Source organism: Kocuria sp. HMSC066H03, assembly GCF_001812045.1.
GTDB classification, from domain to species: domain Bacteria; phylum Actinomycetota; class Actinomycetes; order Actinomycetales; family Micrococcaceae; genus Kocuria; species Kocuria rhizophila.
Genome location: NZ_KV807506.1, coordinates 850,781 through 869,830, shown reverse-complemented (window position 1 = coordinate 869,830; position 19,050 = coordinate 850,781). Strand labels below are relative to the sequence as shown.

Here is a 19,050-nt window from a genome sequence, read left to right as displayed (position 1 = left end):
GCGCTGAGCCGCTGCCGATGCGGCGGGCGACGCCGCCGGGTCAGCCCCGCGCGCGCAGGACGGTGTTCGGCATCTCCGGTGCGGGCAGCGGGTCAGCCTGCCCCGGTGGGAAGGTTCCGAACTGCGGGAAGGGGCGGCCGTCGTCGTAGGAGGTGCCCCGCAGCTCGTCGAGTTCCGACCCGCCCACCGGTACCCCGGTGCGCTCCGGCGCCAACGGTGAATCCGGACCCGGCGGCGCGAAGCCCATCTCCTCCATGTAGTTCCGGCGCCACGCGGCGATCTCCTCGTGGGAGCGGCCCACGAAGTTCCACCACATCACGATCTTCTCGTTGAGGGGTGCCCCGCCGATGAGCAGGACCGTCGCGGCGTCGTCGCCCGTGGTGAGGCGCAGGCGGGAGCGTCCCGTGCCCGCGAACCCGATGCCGTGCCGGGGGATCTCCACGCCGTCCAGGGAGAGCGGAGCGTCCACGCGCAGCGCGCCGTGCTCGTGCTCGGGTGGCACATCGATCTCCACGGTGGTGCGCGGTGCGATCCGCAGCTCCGCGCCCGTGAGCGGGATGCGCGTGGCCACGGGGGACTCCACCCCCAGCAGGGAGCCGAGGAACACGCGGGCCCGGTACCCCGGCCCCGCCACGGGCTCGGGCCGGTGGGTGTCCAGGCTCGGCTCCCCGAAGCGGGACTCGTCCGGGAACGCGTACCAGAGCTGCACGCCGTGGAGCACGCTGGTGTCCCGGGTGGAGAACTCGGAGTGGGTGATACCGCGTCCGGCGTTCATCAGGTCCACCTCCCCGGGGCGGACGGTGGCCCAGTTCCCGGCGGAGTCCACGTGGTCGATGCGACCCTCGAACAGCCAGGACACGGTGGCCAGACCCGTGTGGGGATGGCGCGGGACCTTCATGCCGCCGGTGGCCGCCACGTGGTTCGGGCCGTAGGAGTCCAGGAAGCACCAGGCGCCGATCAGCGACCGGCCCTTCTGCGGCAGGGTGCGCCGCACGGTCATCCCGCGCGGGCCGCCCAGGGGCACGTCCCGGGGTTCGAGGATCTCCACGGGCCCGTTCTCCCCGTCCGCCACGACGACGCCGCTGCGCAGCCCGCCGCGCGCCGGCGCAGGTTCCGGGCGGCACACGGTGGGCTGCGGGTCCTTCTCGGGGTTGCTCACCACTCGCCCTCGGCCCGGTCCCGATCTGCGCCCGGCGTCCGGGAGGTGGGCTGGTCGGATCGGTCATCCGGGACCGTTCGGGCGGTCCCGGATGACTTCGGGGGCGGGGCGGCGGCATCCTCTCCGGTTCCGCGCTCGGCCACCCACTTCTGGAACACCGCCGAGTCCTGCTCGCCCAGGCCGGCGTCCACGAGGTGCTGCGCGGCGTCGCGCAGGGGCCCGCCCAGGACGGACGCGGTGCCGGTGGCGCGGGCGGCGTCGAGGTAGGCGGAGACGTCCTTGTGCACGAAGGCCGCGCGGGCGGAGACCGAGTAGTCGTGGGCCACGAGCTTGGGGGTCTTGTCCGCCATGACCACGGAACCGGCGTAGCCGCCCTGCATCAGCTCCAGCAGCTCGGCCAGGTCCAGCCCCGCGCGCTCGGCCACCACGGACGCCTCCGCGAGGGCCACGATCTCCGCGGCGCAGATCAGCTGGTTGCACGCCTTGGCCACCTGCCCCGCGCCGAGCGGCCCCAGGTGCACGGGCCGCCCGCACGCCGCGAGCACCTCGAGGGCCAGGGTTGCGGCGCGGTCCTCGCCGCCCACCATGATGGACAGCTCGCCCCGCACCGCGCCCGCTTCGCCCCCGGAGACGGGGGCGTCCACGAGCGCGAGGTCCGGGTGCTCGCGGTGCCAGCGGGCGACGTCGTCCGGGGACACGGTGGAGCCGACCGCGATGACGACGCCGCCGCGCTCGCCGTCCCGCTCGGTCGCGCCGTCCGCGAGGTGCGGCAGCAGCGCGTCGATCTCCGGGGCCCCCGGGACCATGAGGAGCACGACGTCCGCCTGGCCGGCCATGTGACGGGGATCGTCCACGGGGCGAGCGCCCTCCGCCTTGTGGAGGGAGTGCCGCAGGACCATGACGTCGTGGCCGGCGGCGACCAGGTGCCCGGTCATGGGGGTGCCCATGGCGCCCAGGCCGATGACGCCCACGGTGCGGGGGATGGTGGTCACGGTGACTCCTGGGATCGGGGTGCAGTGGTGCTCCATTGTGGCCCGTGGTGCGGTTGACGGGTAGATGTGTTGCCGCACTACATGAAAATGGTTCTCATGTAATGCTACGGTTCCGCCATGCACACACCACGCGACCCCGGTCCCACTGCCCGTCGATCCACCGCTGCCTCCTCTGCGCGGCGCAACGCTCCCCTGCCCCTGGCGGTGACCTGCCTGGGGGTGACCGCGCTGCTGCTGAGCGGGTGCGCGCAGGGTGGCGGGGCGGCGTCGTCGTCCACGGGGAGCCCCAGCGAGAAAGTGACGCCGGCCGCGAAGGAGGTCTCGCACCTGGCGCCGCGCGCGGTGCTCGCCTACGAGGGCGGGCTGCTCACCGTGGACACCGAGTCCGGGGAGGTGGTGGAGGACGTCGCGGAGGACGGGTTCCTGCGGCTCAACGACGCGGGCGACGGGCGGCACGTGATGGTGTCGGACGGGGACGAGTTCAAGGTCTTCGACACCGGGCTGGAGGCCCAGGCGCACGGCGACCACCACCACTACTACGAGTCGGCGCCCGCGCTGACCGGCCGCACGTTCGCCGCTCCCCACGCGGGGCACGTGGTGGTGCACGACGGGAAGACCACTCTGTTCGGGGACGGAGACGGGTCCATCCAGACCTTCGCATCCGAGGCGCTCAAGGAGAAGGGCGAGCCCTCGGTGGAGAAGCGGGCGACGAAGGCACCGCACCACGGTGTGGCGCTGGAACTCTCCGACGGCACCCTGTTCACCACGCAGGGCACCGAGGACGAGCGGCACACCGCGCAGGTGCTCGCACCGGACGGCTCCGTCAGGGCGGAGACCACCGACTGCCCCGGCGTGCACGGGGAGGCCGCGGCGGCGCCCGGCAAGCGCACGGACACCGTCATGGTCGGCTGCGAGAACGGGCCCGTGGTGTACCGGGACGGGGCGTTCCACAAGGTGCCCGTGAAGGACGCCTACGCGCGCTCCGGGAACCTGGCGGGCTCGGAGGCGTCCCCGATCGTGCTCGGCGACTACAAGGTGGACAAGGACGCGGAGCACGAGCACCCCACCCGGGTGGCACTGTTCGACACCCGCAACGACTCGCACAAGCTCGTGGACCTGGGCTCCTCCTACTGGTTCCGTTCCCTGGCCCGCGGACCCCACGGCGAGGGACTCGTGCTCACGTACGACGGCAAGCTCGCGGTGATCGAGCCGGACACCGGGAAGATCACGAAACGGATCCCCGTGGTCTCGCCGTGGCAGGAGAAGGACGACTGGCAGCAGCCCGGGCCCGCGGTCAAGGTGGCCGGGGATAAGGCGTACGTCACGGACGCCGAGCACCGGAAGCTGCACGTGGTGGACCTGGGTGCCGGAACGGTGGCCAAGAGCATCGACCTGCCGCAGACCCCGGTGGAGCTGGCGGTGACCACGGGGAAGCCGGAGGGCGCGGGGGCTGTATCTGGCAAGGGCCACAGCCACGGCTCCGAGGGGCACCACGGGGATGCGTCGCACGGTCACTGAGGTGGACGGCCACTGGGCCGCGGGGGTGCGGCGGCTGCCCGGGGTGGTCTCGGGGCGGCTCGGTCCCGCTGGGCATCATGGCTGAGGCCGGTGCAGAACACGGCGACGCCGCCGGGGAAGGGAATCCCGGCGGCGTTGCGGCTGTGTGGGTGGGTTCATAAATGAACGTCGATCATTTATAGTGATGCACACGACATGAGCGCTCGACCCCGCGTTCCAGGAAGCACGGGTACGAGCGCAGCGTTCACCGGACGCCCGCCGTCCCACGGAGGAGACCACCATGGCCGACACATTGCAGAACTTCATCGACGGGCACTTCGTGCCTGCCCACGGGGAGAAGACGCTGGACATCGTCGATCCCGCCACTGGGCGGACGGTGGCCGTGTCGCCGGTGTCCGACCAGCAGGACATCGATGCCGCCTTCGAGGCGGCGTCGACGGCGTCCAGAACCTGGAGGAAAACCACCCCCGCAGAGCGGCAGGAAGCGCTCCTCAAGCTCGCGGACGCGCTGCAGGAGCACCGGGACGAGCTGGTGGAGGCCCAGCACCGCAACACCGGTCAGCCGCGAGCCCAGATCGCGGAGGAGGAAGTGGACGCGGGCACCGACAACCTGCGTTTCTTTGCCGGGGCCGCACGCACCCTCGAGGGCCGCGCAGCCATGGAGTACATGTCCGAGAACACGTCGTACGTGCGCCGTGAACCCGTGGGTGTGGTCGCTCAGGTCGCACCGTGGAACTACCCCCTGCTGATGGGCATCTGGAAGATCGGTCCCGCGCTCGCGGCCGGCAACCCGATCGTGCTCAAGCCCAGTGACACCACGCCCGAGTCCACCCTCGTGCTGGCGCGTCTGGCGGGAGAGATCCTCCCCGCGGGCGTGCTCAACGTCGTGCTGGGAGATGCGGGAACGGGGGAGCTGCTCACCACGCACCCCACCCCGGCCATGGTGTCGATCACCGGCTCGGTGCGCGCGGGTCGGGCGGTCGCCCGGGCTGCCTCCGAAGGGCTCAAGCGTACGCACCTCGAGCTCGGCGGCAAGGCACCCGCCGTCGTGTTCGCCGATGCAGACCTGGAGCGCACCGCTGAACAGCTCGTGCAGTACGGAACGTTCAACGCAGGCCAGGACTGCACCGCTGTCACCCGCATCCTGGTGGAGGCGAGCGCGCACGACGAACTCGTCAAGCTCCTGGCGGAGCAGGCGGAGAACACGGTTACGGGCAATCCGGACGAGTCCAAGAACGCCTTCGGGCCGCTCAACAACGTCCGCCACTTCAACGATGTGAAGGCCAAGCTCGGGAACATCCCGGCTCACGCGTCCGTGGTCACCGGTGGCGGACCCGTGGCCGACTCGGACGGCTTCTTCATTCAGCCCACCATCATCACGGACGTCCGGCAGGACGACCAGCTGGTGCAGGAGGAGACCTTCGGCCCCGTTCTCACCGTGCAGAAGTTCACCACGGAGCAGGAGGCCGTGGAGATGGCCAACGACGTGCCCTATGCACTGGCCTCCAGCGTGTGGACTTCGGACCACGGGACTGCCATGCGGGTGAGTCGCGATCTCGACTTCGGGTGCGTGTGGGTCAACACGCACATGCTGCTCGTCTCCGAGATGCCCCACGGCGGTTTCAAGAACTCGGGCTACGGCAAGGACCTCTCCCTGTACTCGGTGGAGGAGTACACGCGCGTGAAGCACGTGATGCACTCCCTCGAGGTCTGAGGTGGGGGCGTTGCGTTAGTCGTTCTCCGATGGACGCAGCGTCTCCAGCTCCTGCCGGAACCCCGCGATCAGGCTCCGCAGGGCGACGTCGAACGCCGCATCGGCGCCGGAACCCGCGGCCCGCCTCCCGTCAGACGAGATCACCGTGAGGTTTCTCTGTGAGACGGCGGCGGAGAAGACCGGGGCGATCTCCGACAATCGCCCGGGATCAAAGATGTTCTCCGGCGCCGTGGCGTCGTAGGCAGAGCCGAACACGAGGGACTCCACCGCCACCACCGTGTTGACCACCCAGGACTCGGGCCAGCCGGCGCGCACGAGACCCGCAGACACCTTCTCGTACATCGCCAGGGTGTGAGGGGAGTCAGCCACGGGGAGCACGGACATCACAGGGATTAGTGGGATGTTCCGTGTGTAGACGTGCCGGTAGGAACGGGCCCACTGCCCCAGAGCCACATCCCACGGCTCCGTCTCAAAGGCGGAGCAGTCGATCTCCATGTTCACCCGGTCCTGGACCAGGATCATGATGTCCCGTTTGGAGCCCACATGGTTGTAGAGCGCAGAGGCCGAGACCCCCAGTTGAGTGGCGAGCGCGGACATGGTCAAGGCGCGATAACCGCGGGTCTGGATCAACGTCACGGCGGCGGCAGCAATTTTTCGCTGGGTGAGTACAGGGCTCTTGGGTCGCCCTCGCGGTCTCGGGGGACGGTCCTGCTCCACAGCTTCTCCTGACCGGCCGCTCATGCGGCCCTGACGTGCCCGACGACGCATCGCGCACCGCGCGACCGGGCACCGGCACGCGTCTTGTAAATGAATATCCTTCATATTCTCTCGAAAGGACACCGAAATGTCTGAACAACGCACCGTAGGCTCCACCGAAGCCATCGAACGCGACGTCGTGGTCGTGGGCGCCGGCCCAGCAGGCCTCATGGCTGCACGCCGACTGTCCCAGGCCGGCAAGTCCGTGGCGGTCCTGGAAGCCCGCGACCGCGTGGGCGGCCGAACCTGGTCCAACACCATTGACGGGGCGTTCCTGGAGATCGGCGGCCAGTGGATCTCCCCCGACCAGACCGAGCTGCTCTCCCTGGTGGACGAGCTCGGGCTCACCACGTTCGAGCGCTACCGCGAGGGCCAGTCCGTCTACATCGCGCCGGACGGATCCCGGCACTTGTACGACGGCCACATGTTCCCCACCTCCGAGGGCACGGAGAAGGAGATGGACCGGCTCATCCAGCTGATGGACGATCTTGCCGCCGAGATCGGACCCACCGAGCCGTGGGCCCATCCCAGGGCTCGTGAGCTGGACACCGTGTCCTTCAAGGACTGGCTGCGGCAGAACTCGGACGACGAGGAGGCGTGCAACAACATCGGCATTTTCATCGCCGGTGGCATGCTCACCAAGCCGTCCCACGCGTTCTCAGCTCTGCAGGCCGTGCTCATGGCCGCCTCCGCAGGCTCGTTCTCCAACCTGGTGGACGAGGACTTCATCCTGGACCGCCGCGTGGTGGGCGGGATGCAGTCGGTCTCCGTGACGATGGCCGAGCAGCTGGGCGTGGACTCCGGCACGGAAGTCCTGACGGGTGACACCGGTGCCTCGGTGTTCCTCAACTCCCCGGTGCGCACCATCCAGTGGGCTGGGGAGGACGAGACCTACGAGGAGCACGACCCCGACTTCACGGTGCGTGTGCTCTCCGACCGCGTGACCGTCAAGGCTAAGGACGTGGTGGTGGCCGTGCCGCCGAACCTGTACTCGCGGATCTCCTTCGAGCCTCCCCTGCCGCGGGCCCAGCACCAGATGCACCAGCACCAGTCGCTCGGCATCGTGATCAAGATCCACGCCGTGTACGAGACGCCGTTCTGGCGAGAGAAGGGTCTCTCTGGAACGGGCTTCTGCGCGCACGAACTGTCTCAGGAGGTCTACGACAACACCAACCACGAGGACGAGCGCGGAACCCTGGTGGGCTTCGTCTCTGACGAGAAGGCCGACGAGGTCTTCCGGCTCCCCGCAGAGGAGCGCAAGCGCCTGGTATTGGAGTCACTCTCCCACTACCTGGGTGAGGAGGCCAAGAACCCGGTGGTCTACTACGAGTCCGACTTCGGCTCCGAGGAGTGGACCCGCGGAGCGTACGCGGCGTCCTACGACCTCGGTGGCCTGCACCGCTACGGGGCCATTCAGTCCGAGCCCGTGGGTCCCATCCGCTGGGCCTGCTCCGACCTCGCGGCAGAGGGCTACCAGCACGTGGACGGTGCGTTACGACAGGGTGCGCTGGCGGCGTCGCAGATCGTGGACATCCGGGGTGGGCAATGAACCGGAAGAGCCGTTCTGCCGCCGCCGAGCAGCCCGGGGTGCGCACGTCGCACTACGTGGTCGGGTACAACGGTGACAAGCGCAGCAAGGATGCCCTCCGTCTGGCGGCAGCGCTGGCCAAGGCCTTCCGGGCGGAGCTGGACATCGTGTGCATCCTCCGGCAGGACGACCCCCACTCGCAGGTGTACCCGCCGGTCGGAGACGTGTCGCCCATGATCCGGAAACAGGCGGCGGCATGGCTGCAGGAGGCCATGGAGCTGGTTCCGCAGGGGGTCGTGGCTCGATCACACCTGCGCACATCCCGCTCGGTCGCCGCGGGTCTGCTGGATGCGGTGACGGAGTTCTCTGCCTCATTGGTGGTGGTGGGTGCCGCGAGCGGAACCTACACGGCCAAGTTCTCCGTGGGGCCGGTGACGGACACTCTCCTCCACCGTGCCGGTGTCCCGGTGGCGCTTGCACCGCGCGGTTACAAGGGAGGGGAGGGCATCTCGAGGCTCTATGCGGGCATCGGAACCCGTCCCGGTGCGCAGCGGATCATGTCGGAGGCGCAGGAAGCGGTGTCCCGCAGCGGACTCGATCTGAGCCTGCTCAGCTTCCTGCCGCTGGACCAGGTGGCTGGAGCGCCGGGGGAGGCGATCGCCCGCGTGGAGGAGAGCCTCGAGGAGGCGGCCCAGCGCATCAGCACGGACTGCCCCGTGTCCGTGAAAGTGGCCCACGGCAAGAACCTCAAGAGGGCCGTCAGCACGATGGACTGGGAACCAGACTCGGTGCTCATGGTGGGGTCCTCCCGCCTCGCCGGTGACCGACAGACCTTCTTGGGGGCAACGACCGCAAGGATCCTGCGTCACCTGCCCATTCCCATGATCGTGCTGCCCCTGCGCGCGTCCGAGGAAGGGGCCGACTCATGAGTACTGCTGAGGACAACGACACCCGCAAGGGTCTGAGCTCCGGGTCCGTGGGTCTGCTCGGCGCTGTGGTCATCGGCATGTCCTGCATAGCCCCCGCCTACACGCTCTCTGGTGCTCTGGGACCCACGGCTGCGGCCGTGGGAACACATCTCCCGGCCATCTTCCTGGTCGGGTTCATCCCGATGCTCCTGGTGGCGGTGGGGTACCGGCAGCTGAACAGAGCCATGCCGGACTCCGGAACCACGTTCACCTGGTCCTCCAAGGCCTTCGGCCCGTGGGTCGGGTGGATGGGCGGATGGGGCCTGCTCGCAGCCACCATCCTGGTGCTCTCCAATCTGGCCGGGATCGCGGTGGACTTCTTCTACCTCATGATCGCCCAGCTCACAGGGCGGGAGGAGATCGCCGATCTCGCGTCCAACGTGCCCGTCAACATCCTCACCTGCCTGGTGTTCATGGCTGGCGCGTGCTGGATCTCCTACCGGGGAATGGAGACCACCAAGAAGGTGCAGTACGTGCTGGTGGCGTTCCAGCTCGTCATCCTGGTGTGGTTCTCCGTGGCCGCGCTGGTGCACGTGGCTCGTGGGACGGCTGCCGGCGGGATCGCCATCCAGTCGGAATGGTTCAACCCCTTCGGGGTGGAGTCGCTGTCCGCCTTCGCGGCCGGGGTGTCACTGTCCGTCTTCATCTACTGGGGGTGGGACGTGGTCCTCACCATCAACGAGGAGACCAAGGGGGCGTCCACCACTCCGGGTCGTGCGGCACTGGCCACCATCTTCTCCATCGTGGTGCTGTACATGCTCGTGGGTCTCGCGGTGCTGAGCTTCGCCGGCTTGTCGGACACCGGGGTGGGACTGAACAACCCGGAGATCCAGGAGAACGTGTTCGCCGCTCTCGCGGGTCCTGTCATGGGTCCGGCGGCGATCCTGTTGTCGTTGGCCGTGCTGTCCTCGTCCGCGGCCTCGTTGCAGTCCACCTTCGTCTCGCCGGCGCGCACTCTGCTGGCCATGGGGTACTACGGGGCGCTACCTCGGCGCTTCGCCCGCATCACACCCCGCTTCCAGTCACCAGGGTTCGCCACGGTGGCGGCGGCGGTGGTCTCCTCGCTGTTCTACACGTTCATGAGGGTGGTCAGCGAGGACGTCCTGTGGGACACCATCACGGCTCTGGGCATGATGGTCTGCTTCTACTACGGCGTCACCGCGCTCGCGTGCGTGTGGTACTTCCGCAGGTCGTGGTTCCGCTCCGTCAAGAGCTGCCTGGTCAACCTGGTGTGTCCTCTGCTGGGCGGCGTTCTGCTGCTGATGTTCTTCGTGCAGACCTCCATCGACTCAATGGATCCGGACTACGGATCGGGTTCCCAGATCGGCGGAGTGGGGCTCGTCTTCATCCTCGGCGCCGGGATCCTCCTGCTGGGCATCGTCGTGATGCTCACGCAGTTCCTGCGCAACCGGGAGTTCTTCCAGGAGCGCTTCGAGACCACGGAGCTCCCGGTCGTGGACTGACGACGACGCGGCGGTGCCCGGGCGGCGCAACCCGCCCGGGCGCTCCGTACCCGCAGGGGGCCGAGAGGCATGCTGCGGAGTACCGTGGATCCATGCCCACCAATGATCCCGCGAGTGTGCGCCTGGACGTGTGGCTGTGGTCCGTCCGGCTGTTCAAAACCCGTTCCTCCGCCACCCAGGGGTGCCGTGCCGGGCACGTCCGGCTCAACGGCGCCCCCGTGAAGGCGGCCCAGCCGGTGCGCGTGGGGGACAGGGTGAGTGTAAAGCGCCCGGGGTGGCAGCAGGAGTTCGAGGCCACCCGGTTGATCGTCAAGCGCGTGGGCGCCCCGGTGGCCGTGAAGTGCTACGTGGACCACTCACCGCCGCGCCCCGCGGAGCTCAGCGTGCCGGTGGCTCGCCGGGACCGGGGTGCAGGCCGACCCACCAAGAAGGACCGCCGGGAGCTGGAGCGGCTGCGGGGGCTGAGCTAGACGCGGCGCGGAGAGCGCCGAACCTCGGCGCGGTCCCGTGCCAGAGCGTATAGGCCACGGGCTGACCGCCCACCGGGAACAGCCGCAACCCGGCACCCGGAGACGGCCCGTGCGGAACCCGGCCGCGCGGCGTCGTCGTCCCCCGGTCTCAGCTCGGCCAGCGCAGCTCCGTGGACGGCTGAGCGGCCCCGGGCCCGAACCAGCCCTGCCACCCGCCGTGCGTGAGGAGGGTGCGGGTGCGGCGGTCGAGCAGGGCGAGGTAGAGGGTGAAGGCCACGGCGATCACGAACGCCACCTGGGACACGCTCACCCGGAGGTCGATGAACGGCCACACGGAGAGCTGGTCCTGCGCGCCGAAGACCACGAAGAACGTGATCACGATGTAGATGCTGCGGATCTGCCAGTTGTCCTTGATGCCGGTGGCGGCCAGGAAGGGCAGGAACCACAGGATGTACCAGGGCTGGATGATGGGGGAGAGCAGCACCACGGCCGCGAAGGAGGTGCCCATGCGGCGCACGATCTTGCGGTCCCCGCCCACGAACATGAGCACCAGCACGATGATGATCGCGCTGCCCTGGAGCAGGCGGCGGAACTGCTGGGCCAGCTGGTCGCCGTGCAGGCCCAGTGCGTTGCCCAGCTGCTCCACCTGCTGCCCCAGGAACCCGGAGGGCGAGTAGCCCGTGTAGCCGGGGGTGGGGTCCAGCAGCGCCCAGGTCCAGCCGAGCCCCAGGCCGTCCACCAGCCCGCTGACCGCCAGCACGCCGAAGCTGAGGGATGCCGTGGCCGCCCAGATCAGGAAGCGGCGCGGCCAGGAGGCCCCCTTGCCCGCCCACAGCAGCCCGACGAACGGCAGCAGCAGAATGGTGATGGGTTTGATGCCGATGGACCCCGTCACCAGGAGTATTCCGATGATGGGATGTTTTGTGGCCGCGAAGTACACACCGGCCACGGCGAGGCCGACCATGAGGGCGTCGTTGTGGGCACTGGCCACGAAGCTGATGAGGAACAGCGGGTTGGCCACGGAGATCCACAGGGCGCGGGCGCCGTTGACGCTGTGCAGCCGGGCGAGCTTGGGCACGTAGACCACGCACAGCGCCACGCCCACGCAGGCCACGAGCCGGAAGAGCATGACGGAGAGGTCCGGCTGCGCGCCGGTGATCTTGACCACCGCGGCGGCGATCCACAGGAAGTACGGCCCGTAGGGGGTGCGGGCCTCGGCCCACTCCGGGTCCGCGCCCAGCATGAACCAGTTGTCCAGGGAGGAGATGCCCTCCGTGTACGGGTCCTGGCCGGCCAGCATGAGCCGCCCCTGGCCGATGTAGGCGTAGACGTCCCGGGAGTAGATGGGCACGGCGAACAGCAGAGGAAGCGACCACGCCACGATGGCCGTGGTGACGGTGCGCTGGGAGCCCGGGGGCCAGCCCCGCAGCCGCTGCCCGAGCCGCAGCCACGAGCGGATGAGCAGCATGGCGCCCAGGGTCAGCAGGGCGGTGCACGCGTAGACCCCCCACACGTTCACGCGCAGCTCGATGATCAGGGGGTGGCGGACCATGGGGGAGCCGTTGGCGATCCACCCGGTCCCCAGGGAACCCAGGAACATCATGACCGAACCGATCACGCCCTGAATCACGGCCACGCGGGCGTGCAGCTCGATGGTGGCGGTCGATCCGGTGTGCGGTCCCGCGGGCGGGGCGGCAGAAGCTGACGCGGTCATGGACTCCAACCCCCTCGGCCAACCAGCGGTGGGCGAGCCGAGGTGTTCAGCGGCTCCGCCCCTCGACTTTACAGGACGGCCTCCCCGCCACCCGGCAATCTTCCGGGGGATTCGGCGGGGCAGGACAACCGCTGCCCGGCGCGGCCCCATAGACTCTGAGGGCGGGGGGCACCACGCGTGCGCCCCATGCCGCCGGAGCGCCCTCGAGCGACCGGCACCGGCAGGCGCCACCCCGCCTGAACACCCCACGTCACGCCGTCGGACAAGGACCCATTCGTGCCCACTGAGAAATACTTCGCGGCCCTCACCCGGTTCCGCGATGCCGTGATCCCCCGGCGCTGGCAGCAGGCGCTCATGACCCCCCGCGGTCTGCTGGTGGGGTTCCTGGTGGTGCACGTGGGCTTCCTGGTCTTCGCGCTGATCGTGTCCCTGCAGGGCAACGCCTTCAGCGACACCAACATCTACCGGGACTGGGCCGCCGCCGGCTTCGACGAGGCCAACCTGCCCTCCGGCCCGAGCCCGTGGGTGTACCCCGTGCTCGCGCAGATCCCCATGGCCGTCGCCTACGCCTTCGGCCCCGGCCCGTTCTTCTTCCTGTGGGTCCTGATCATCACGGTGCTGGACGCCCTGGCCATGGGCAAGCTCACGGACTGGGGCCGCAACCGTGCCGCCCTGCCCGCCGGCTGGTGGTGGCTCCTGTTCATCCTGCTCATGGGCTGGCTGGGCTTCGCCCGCGTGGACGGGCTCACCGCGCCGATCGTGCTGATCGGCCTGGTCTACGGCGTCTCCCGCCCCTTCGCGGCGTCCGCAGTGCTGAGCGTTGCCACGTGGATCAAGGTCTGGCCGGCCGCGGTGGTCCTCGCCCTGCTGAGCGCCGCACGACGCCGCGGCGCCGTCCTGCTCGCCGGCGTCCTGGTGACGCTGGGCGCGGTGGGCGTGGCGGCGGCGTCGGGCTCGGTGGAGAAGATCGCGGACTTCGCCACGCAGCAGGGTGACCGGGGCATGCAGCTCGAGGCCACCTTCACCACGCCGTGGCTGTGGCTGTCCGTGCTGCACATCGGCGACTCCCACATGTACATGAACACGGACATCAACTCCATGCAGGTGGACGGCCCCGGCTCGGAGGTGATGTCCAAGCTCATGCAGCCGCTGCTGCTGCTCGCGGCCCTCGCGGTGGTCTGGCTGATCCTGCGCGGGCTGCACCGCGGCGTGAACGCCGGCCGGCTGGACCGCACCGCCCTGTTCCTGGCCGGGTCCCTGACCATGGTCACCGCGTTCATCGTGTTCAACAAGGTGGGCTCGCCGCAGTTCATGGTGTGGCTGGGCCCCGTGATCGCGGTGGGCCTGGTGCACGACTGGCGCGTGTGGCGCACCCCTGCGGTGCTCGCCGTGCTGATCGGGATCGCCACCTTCTTGATCTACCCCCTCTTCTACACGGCCCTGAGCCACAACAACCCGTTCATGGCCGCGGTGCTCACCTTCCGCAACGCGCTGCTCGTGGTGCTCATGTGGTGGTCCGCGCGCCGGCTGCACCGCCTGGGTTCCGTTCCGAAGGAGGCGCCGGTTGCGTCCCCGCAGGGCTGAGGCCGACGCCGCCGGGTCCCGTTCCCGCGCGGGCGCGTGGCTCGTGCGCCCGGCCGCGGTGTGGTGCGGCTTTGCCGTGGTGCACCTGTACTTCCTGGGCTGGATGGCCTCGTTCTTCCTGCACGGCTGGGCGTTCAGCGACACCGAGCAGTACCGCGAGTGGGCCATGGCGGGCTACAACGCCCCGGTCGAGGACTCCGTGAGCCCGTGGGTGTACCCCGTGCTCGCCCAGGTGTTCATCTTCCTGCCCCGGGTCATGGGCCACGACCTCTACCTCCTGGGCTGGACGCTCATGATCACCGCGCTCAACGCCGTGGCCATGTGGTTCCTGCTGCACCGCGCCCACCGCCCGGCGCGCGGCGAGCTGCCCGAGCTGGTGGGGGACGGCCCGGGCGGCGTCGTCCACGCGGGGACGGACGCGGGTGACCCCCACGGCAGCTCCGCGGTGCAGAGCCGCCGGCGCGGCGCGGTGGTGGCCGGCTGGTGGTGGGTGGTGTTCACCGTGTTCATGGGCTACCTGAGCTTCGCCCGCGTGGAGGGCGTGGCGGCGCCCATCATGCTCGTGGGGCTGCTCTACGCGGTGCGCCGACCCGCGGTCGGTTCCGCGCTGCTGAGCGTGGCCACGTGGATCAAGGTGTGGCCCGCGGCCGCGATCCTGGCCATGGTGGTCGCGCTGCGCCAGCGGGTGCGCGTGGTGCTGGCAGGCGTGGCCGTGACCGCCGCGGTGGTCGCGGGCGTGCTCGTGCTCGGGGGCATCGACAAGATCGCGGACTTCGCGCTGAACCAGGGTTCCCGCGGGATGCAGCTCGAGGCCACGTTCTCCACCCCGTGGGTGTGGGGTGCGGCGCTCGGCATCGAGGGCTTCCGGATCGCGGACAACACCGCGATCAACTCCACCGAGGTCTACGGCCCGGGGGTGGAGACCATGGCCTCCCTCATGCAGCCCCTGCTGCTCGTGGCAGTGGTGCTGTCCGCGGCCCTGCTGATCCGGGCGCTGCGCCGAGGCGCGGACCGCGGGCGGCTCGTCTACGCGGGCACCCTGCTGCTCACCCTCGTGCTGATCGTGTTCAACAAGGTGGGCTCCCCGCAGTTCATGGTGTGGCTGGCTCCCGTGATCATGGTGGGCCTGCTCCACGACCGCGTGCGGTGGCGCACCCCCGCGCTGCTGACCCTGGGGATCGCCGCCACCACGTTCGTGATCTACCCGCTGTTCTACACGCCGCTGATCCACGCGAACCCGGTCATGGCCGCGGTGCTCACCACGCGCAACGCGCTGCTGGTGGCCCTGCTGGTGTGGACCGTGCGCCGGATCTGGCAGCTGGGCACCCGGGCGCGGGTGGATGCACCGGACCGGGTCGCGCCCGGGGCCGTGGCCCCGCCTGCGGCCTGACCGTTTCCCCTCGTTACGGAGGACCGTCCACAGCTGTTGCCAAGGCCCCGCTGTTACGCTAAAGGTGTGCCCATGGGGGCACGACCCCCTCGACGATCGGAGTCCTCCATGAAGGCCGTTCCCCAGCGCAGCGCCGGCATCCTCATCACCATGGGAGCCATGGCCGCCCTCCTGGGCATCATCACCGTACTGGTTCCCATGGGGACCGCCGTGGCGCTCGTGATGATCTGGGGCGCCTACGCCCTGATCGAGGGCGTGACCATGCTCATCGCGGTGTTCCGCGGGAAGTCCGCGCACGGTCGTGGGCTGGGGATCATGGCGGGCATCATCGGTGTGATCGTGGGCATCGCCGCCCTGATCCACCCCTTCGCCGGCGTGGCCACCTTCACGTTCCTGATCGGCATCTGGCTGCTGATCCGCGGCGTCGTTGATCTCGTGGCCGGCATCAAGGGAACCGCCGGGAAGAAGTCCCGCGTCTGGCTGATCATCAGCGCCGTCCTGTGGATCATCGGCGGCGTGCTGTTCATGGTCAACCCGGGTGTCGGTGCTCTCACCATCACCCTCTGGCTGGGCATCCTGGCCATCGCGTGGGGCGTTGCCCTGGTCGTCGCCGGGTTCACCGTGCGCTCGCAGCGCAAGAAGATGGAGCAGGCGAACGCCTCCGCGTCCCGCGCCGGCGTCTGACGGTCCTTCCCCTCTTCCCGCTGCCCCTCGAGGATCCGCACCGTGTTCAGAACAACCGCGCTGACCCGCCGCTCCCTGGCCATCGCCGTGGGGCAGGGCATCCTCGGCGGTGCCGTGGCGGCGGTGACGCTCGGGCTGATGCACTCGATCCAGCACGCGATCTGGAGCTCCACCGACGCCCGCTGGCTGATCCCGCTCATCATCCTCACCGGCGGCGCGATCCTCGCCGTCCTGCACCACTGGGCAGCGGATGAGGGTCTCATCGAGCAGGTCAGCGACGCCGCGGACCCCGTCAGCCTGCACCGGCGCCGCACCGCCTTCATGGCGCTGCGGGGCGTGGTGGCCGTGGGCTTCGGCGGAGCGATCGGACCCGAGGCCAGCCTGATCGCGGTCATGGGGGAGATCTCCGCGCTCGTGACCACCCGGGTGGCGCGCAACGAGGAGGAGGAGCGCCTGATCGGGCAGACCGGCACCTCGGCCTCGCTCGGCGCGCTGTACGGGGCACCCACGGGCTCCACGCTGTTCGAACCGGACCGCAAGGAGAAGGCCGCGAGCCTCGCGAACATCATCGCGGGCGCCGTGGGCTTCATCAGTTTCCTGCTGGTCCACGACCTCTTCTCCGCACCGGGTCTCACCCTGGGTCTGCAGCACGTGGACCTGAGCGTGCGGGACGTGGCTGCCAGCGCCGTCGCCGCCCTCTTCGGTTCCCTGCTCGCGCTGTTCTACATCGCCGTCCGCGGGCCGATCGGCGCCCTTGCGGCGAAGATCACCCGCCCCTGGGTGCGCATCATGGCGGGCACGGTCGTCTTCGCGGCGATGGCCACGGCGGTGCCGCAGATCCGCTTCTCGGGCCACGAGGACGTGGGCGGGGTGCTGGAGCTCGTGAGCGCCGGTGCGTGGTGGGCGCTGCTCGGGATCGCACTGCTGAAGATGGTGGCCACCGCCATCAACCTCAACACCGGCTGGCTGGGCGGAGACTTCTTCCCGCTCGTCCTGGCGGGATCCGCCGTGGGGGTCCTGGCGTGCTCGTTCCTGGACCTGCCCGTGGAGGCGGCCGCCGTGGCGGGCATGGCCGCCGCGGCCACCGTGGGGATGCGCAAGCCCACCGCGGTGTTCATCATCGTGTTGCTGGTGAGCGGTGGCGTGGCGATCCCCGCGGCCATCATGGGGACCGCCGTGGGGCTGATCTTCTACGCGATCACGCCGGATCCGGCGCCGGTGCACTGACCGGCGGGACTCACTGCCGTTCGCGCTCGAACAGGGACAGGGTGCGCAGCATCTGACCCACGATGGGGTCCACCCCGTCCCGGTTCACCTCCTTCAACTGGCGCATCTCGTGGTGCAGCGCCTCCATCTCGGCGTCCATGGCGGCGGCGGTGTCCGCGGCACTGATCAGGCGCCTGCGGAGGTCCTCGGGGACCTCGCCCGCGAGCTTGTAGTGGATCTTGTGCTCCAGGCTGGCCCAGAAGTCCATGGCAATGGTGCGGATCTGCACCTCCACGGGAACGACCTCCACCCGGGAGGACAGGAACACCGGCACCTTCACGATCAGGTGCAGGCTGCGGTACCCGCTCTCCTTGGGCTCCCGGATGTAGTCCTTCTCCTGCACGAGCGTGAGGTCCTCCTGGGAGCACAGCATGTCCCGGACCCGGTAGACGTCGTGGGCGAACGAGCACGTGATCCGCACACCGGCGATGTCCGTGAGGTTGACCTTGATCTCCGCGAGGCTGTTCAGGCCGCGGGACTCCGCCTTGCGGTGCAGGCTGTCGAGGCCCTTGAGCCGGCTGCTGACGTGCTCGATCGGGTTGTAGTCGTGCACGGAGGTGAACTCCCGGCGCAGCACCCGGACCTTGGTCTCGATCTCGTCGATCGCCGAGCGGTAGGTGACCACGAAGTGCTCCACCTCCTCGCGGGTGGCGTGGAAGCGCTCGAGGGCGTTGAGCACGGGGCTCTGGGGAGTGTCCATGCGCTTATTATCGCCCGGTCTGCTGGTGGGGGTACGACGAAGTACGCACGGGCCGACCGGGGCCAGACGATGTCCAAAGTGGGCGATCACCCACTAGATGTTGTGGGGCATGAGGTTCTTGGCACGAGTGGTGGGGTGATGTGAGACGAGCGGGCTCTACCCCGCAGGATGGAAGTTCCTCAACAACCCATCCGCAAGAAAGCAGAGCCCGCTCATGACTCACGCTAATGCACCCCTGACCCCGACCGGTCGTCTACGCATGGTGTTGCGCCACCTCGACGAGGGTGCACCCCAAGCCCACGTAGCCGCGGAGTTCCGGGTCCCCCGACCGACCGTGGCCACTTGGGTTACCCGCTACCGTGCTGAAGGAGAAGCGGGCCTGCACGACCGCACCAGCCGGCCCAGGTCCCGTCCATCCCAGCTCAACCCTGAGATCATTGCCGAGATCGAGTCCCTGCGACGAGACCGAAAGTGGTCGGCCCGCCGTATCCACCACCATCTGCTGGGACTGGGGTACCAGCTGCATCTGCGCACCGTGGGCCGGTGGTTGAGGAGGTTGGGGATCTCCAGGCTGCGTGATCTCACCCCGGACGGGGAGAACCTGCGCCGGGCACCCCAACGCATCCGAGCCCGGTGGGCTGGGCACATGATCCACCTGGACGTCAAGAAGCTCGGGAGAATCCCTGACGGTGGCGGCTGGTGGGCCCACGGGCGAGGCTCCCAACAAGCCCTGGCATTCAAACGCGCCCACAAGCAGCGTGTGGGGTACACCTACCTGCACTCGGCCGTGGACGGTTTCTCCCGCCTGGCTTACACCGAGGCCCTCGATGATGAGAATGCAGCCACCACGATCGGGTTCTTCTGCCGCGCACGGGCGTTCTTCGTCGCCCACGGGGTCACCCGCATCCACCGGGTAGTCACCGACAACGGTGCCAACTACCGAGCCGAAGACTTCACCCGCACCGTGGAAGCACTGGCCAGCAGGCAACAGAGGATCCGTCCTTACACCCCGCGGCACAACGGGAAGCTCGAGCGCTACAACCGGCTACTGGCCGATGAGGTGCTCTATGCCCGCCCGTATCCCAGCGAGTAAGCCCGCCGGGAGGCGATCGGGGTGTGGGTGAACCACTTCAACTACCATCGG

General features: G+C 69.3%; 15 protein-coding genes and 1 pseudogene. 11 read left to right on the top strand and 5 right to left on the bottom strand.

Annotation, left to right across the window (positions count from 1 at the left end):
- Positions 1-40: 40 nt before the first annotated feature.
- Positions 41-1,159, bottom strand: a complete 1,119-nt coding sequence (locus HMPREF2833_RS07310; protein ID WP_083310992.1) for a pirin family protein — start codon at positions 1,157-1,159, stop codon at positions 41-43.
- Positions 1,156-2,151, bottom strand: coding sequence for an NAD(P)-dependent oxidoreductase (locus HMPREF2833_RS07305; protein ID WP_070637204.1), 996 nt, complete (start codon positions 2,149-2,151; stop codon positions 1,156-1,158). Before HMPREF2833_RS07305 ends, HMPREF2833_RS07310 begins: the two co-directional genes overlap by 4 nt.
- A 117-nt stretch (positions 2,152-2,268) precedes the next feature.
- Between HMPREF2833_RS07305 and HMPREF2833_RS07300 the strand changes: the two genes are divergently transcribed.
- Both HMPREF2833_RS07300 and HMPREF2833_RS07295 read left to right on the top strand, forming a co-directional pair.
- A complete protein-coding gene (locus HMPREF2833_RS07300; RefSeq protein WP_070637202.1) occupies positions 2,269-3,669 on the top strand; it encodes a YncE family protein in 1,401 nt (466 codons plus the stop codon).
- A 280-nt stretch (positions 3,670-3,949) separates the two neighbouring features.
- Complete coding sequence (locus HMPREF2833_RS07295; protein WP_070637200.1) at positions 3,950-5,383, top strand: aminobutyraldehyde dehydrogenase; 1,434 nt, start codon at positions 3,950-3,952, stop codon at positions 5,381-5,383.
- 15 nt (positions 5,384-5,398) lie between these two features.
- On the opposite strand, the gene HMPREF2833_RS07290 is transcribed toward HMPREF2833_RS07295, so the two are convergent.
- On the bottom strand, positions 5,399-6,124 hold the full coding sequence (locus HMPREF2833_RS07290; RefSeq protein ID WP_070637197.1) for a TetR/AcrR family transcriptional regulator: 726 nt from the start codon (positions 6,122-6,124) through the stop codon (positions 5,399-5,401).
- A gap of 103 nt (positions 6,125-6,227) precedes the next feature.
- On the opposite strand from HMPREF2833_RS07290, the gene HMPREF2833_RS07285 reads away from it, so the two are divergent.
- From HMPREF2833_RS07285 to HMPREF2833_RS07270, 4 genes are all read left to right on the top strand, one after another.
- On the top strand, positions 6,228-7,688 hold the full coding sequence (locus HMPREF2833_RS07285; protein ID WP_070637196.1) for a flavin monoamine oxidase family protein: 1,461 nt from the start codon (positions 6,228-6,230) through the stop codon (positions 7,686-7,688).
- Positions 7,685-8,596 (top strand): universal stress protein, encoded by a 912-nt coding sequence (locus tag HMPREF2833_RS07280; RefSeq protein WP_070637194.1) that lies wholly within the window; start codon positions 7,685-7,687, stop codon positions 8,594-8,596. Before HMPREF2833_RS07285 ends, HMPREF2833_RS07280 begins: the two co-directional genes overlap by 4 nt.
- On the top strand, positions 8,593-10,098 hold the full coding sequence (locus tag HMPREF2833_RS07275; protein ID WP_019309719.1) for an APC family permease: 1,506 nt from the start codon (positions 8,593-8,595) through the stop codon (positions 10,096-10,098). Before HMPREF2833_RS07280 ends, HMPREF2833_RS07275 begins: the two co-directional genes overlap by 4 nt.
- Before the next feature lie 92 nt (positions 10,099-10,190).
- Positions 10,191-10,568, top strand: coding sequence for an RNA-binding S4 domain-containing protein (locus HMPREF2833_RS07270; RefSeq protein WP_029603161.1), 378 nt, complete (start codon positions 10,191-10,193; stop codon positions 10,566-10,568).
- Positions 10,569-10,716: 148 nt separating this feature from the next.
- On the opposite strand, the gene mptB is transcribed toward HMPREF2833_RS07270, so the two are convergent.
- Complete coding sequence (gene mptB, locus HMPREF2833_RS07265) at positions 10,717-12,282, bottom strand: polyprenol phosphomannose-dependent alpha 1,6 mannosyltransferase MptB (protein ID WP_070637192.1); 1,566 nt, start codon at positions 12,280-12,282, stop codon at positions 10,717-10,719.
- Positions 12,283-12,558: 276 nt separating this feature from the next.
- Between mptB and HMPREF2833_RS07260 the strand changes: the two genes are divergently transcribed.
- The 4 genes from HMPREF2833_RS07260 to HMPREF2833_RS07245 all read left to right on the top strand — a co-directional run bounded on the left by HMPREF2833_RS07260 (position 12,559) and on the right by HMPREF2833_RS07245 (position 17,167).
- Positions 12,559-13,866, top strand: a complete 1,308-nt coding sequence (locus HMPREF2833_RS07260; protein WP_070637190.1) for a glycosyltransferase family 87 protein — start codon at positions 12,559-12,561, stop codon at positions 13,864-13,866.
- Positions 13,847-15,256, top strand: coding sequence for a glycosyltransferase 87 family protein (locus HMPREF2833_RS07255; protein WP_070637188.1), 1,410 nt, complete (start codon positions 13,847-13,849; stop codon positions 15,254-15,256). Before HMPREF2833_RS07260 ends, HMPREF2833_RS07255 begins: the two co-directional genes overlap by 20 nt.
- A 108-nt stretch (positions 15,257-15,364) precedes the next feature.
- Complete coding sequence (locus HMPREF2833_RS07250) at positions 15,365-15,940, top strand: HdeD family acid-resistance protein (RefSeq protein ID WP_019309724.1); 576 nt, start codon at positions 15,365-15,367, stop codon at positions 15,938-15,940.
- A gap of 42 nt (positions 15,941-15,982) precedes the next feature.
- Complete coding sequence (locus HMPREF2833_RS07245; protein WP_070637186.1) at positions 15,983-17,167, top strand: chloride channel protein; 1,185 nt, start codon at positions 15,983-15,985, stop codon at positions 17,165-17,167.
- Between the two features lie 10 nt (positions 17,168-17,177).
- Here HMPREF2833_RS07245 and HMPREF2833_RS07240 read toward each other — a convergent pair whose 3' ends face one another.
- Positions 17,178-17,906, bottom strand: a complete 729-nt coding sequence (locus tag HMPREF2833_RS07240; protein WP_070637184.1) for a GTP pyrophosphokinase — start codon at positions 17,904-17,906, stop codon at positions 17,178-17,180.
- Between the two features lie 214 nt (positions 17,907-18,120).
- On the opposite strand from HMPREF2833_RS07240, the pseudogene HMPREF2833_RS07235 reads away from it, so the two are divergent.
- Positions 18,121-18,996: pseudogene (locus HMPREF2833_RS07235) on the top strand (IS481 family transposase); the annotation flags it as partial.
- Positions 18,997-19,050: the final 54 nt, after the last annotated feature.

Excerpts from the sequence above, each read along its gene's own strand:
- HMPREF2833_RS07240 (WP_070637184.1), bottom strand. The coding sequence starts at position 17,906 with ATGGACACTCCCCAGAGCCCCGTGCTCAACGCCCTCGAGCGCTTCCAC.
- mptB (WP_070637192.1), bottom strand. The coding sequence starts at position 12,282 with ATGACCGCGTCAGCTTCTGCCGCCCCGCCCGCGGGACCGCACACCGGA.
- HMPREF2833_RS07300 (WP_070637202.1), top strand. The coding sequence starts at position 2,269 with ATGCACACACCACGCGACCCCGGTCCCACTGCCCGTCGATCCACCGCT.
- HMPREF2833_RS07295 (WP_070637200.1), top strand. The coding sequence starts at position 3,950 with ATGGCCGACACATTGCAGAACTTCATCGACGGGCACTTCGTGCCTGCC.
- HMPREF2833_RS07275 (WP_019309719.1), top strand. The coding sequence starts at position 8,593 with ATGAGTACTGCTGAGGACAACGACACCCGCAAGGGTCTGAGCTCCGGG.
- HMPREF2833_RS07280 (WP_070637194.1), top strand. The coding sequence starts at position 7,685 with ATGAACCGGAAGAGCCGTTCTGCCGCCGCCGAGCAGCCCGGGGTGCGC.
- HMPREF2833_RS07270 (WP_029603161.1), top strand. The coding sequence starts at position 10,191 with ATGCCCACCAATGATCCCGCGAGTGTGCGCCTGGACGTGTGGCTGTGG.
- HMPREF2833_RS07285 (WP_070637196.1), top strand. The coding sequence starts at position 6,228 with ATGTCTGAACAACGCACCGTAGGCTCCACCGAAGCCATCGAACGCGAC.
- HMPREF2833_RS07290 (WP_070637197.1), bottom strand. The coding sequence starts at position 6,124 with ATGAGCGGCCGGTCAGGAGAAGCTGTGGAGCAGGACCGTCCCCCGAGA.
- HMPREF2833_RS07250 (WP_019309724.1), top strand. The coding sequence starts at position 15,365 with ATGAAGGCCGTTCCCCAGCGCAGCGCCGGCATCCTCATCACCATGGGA.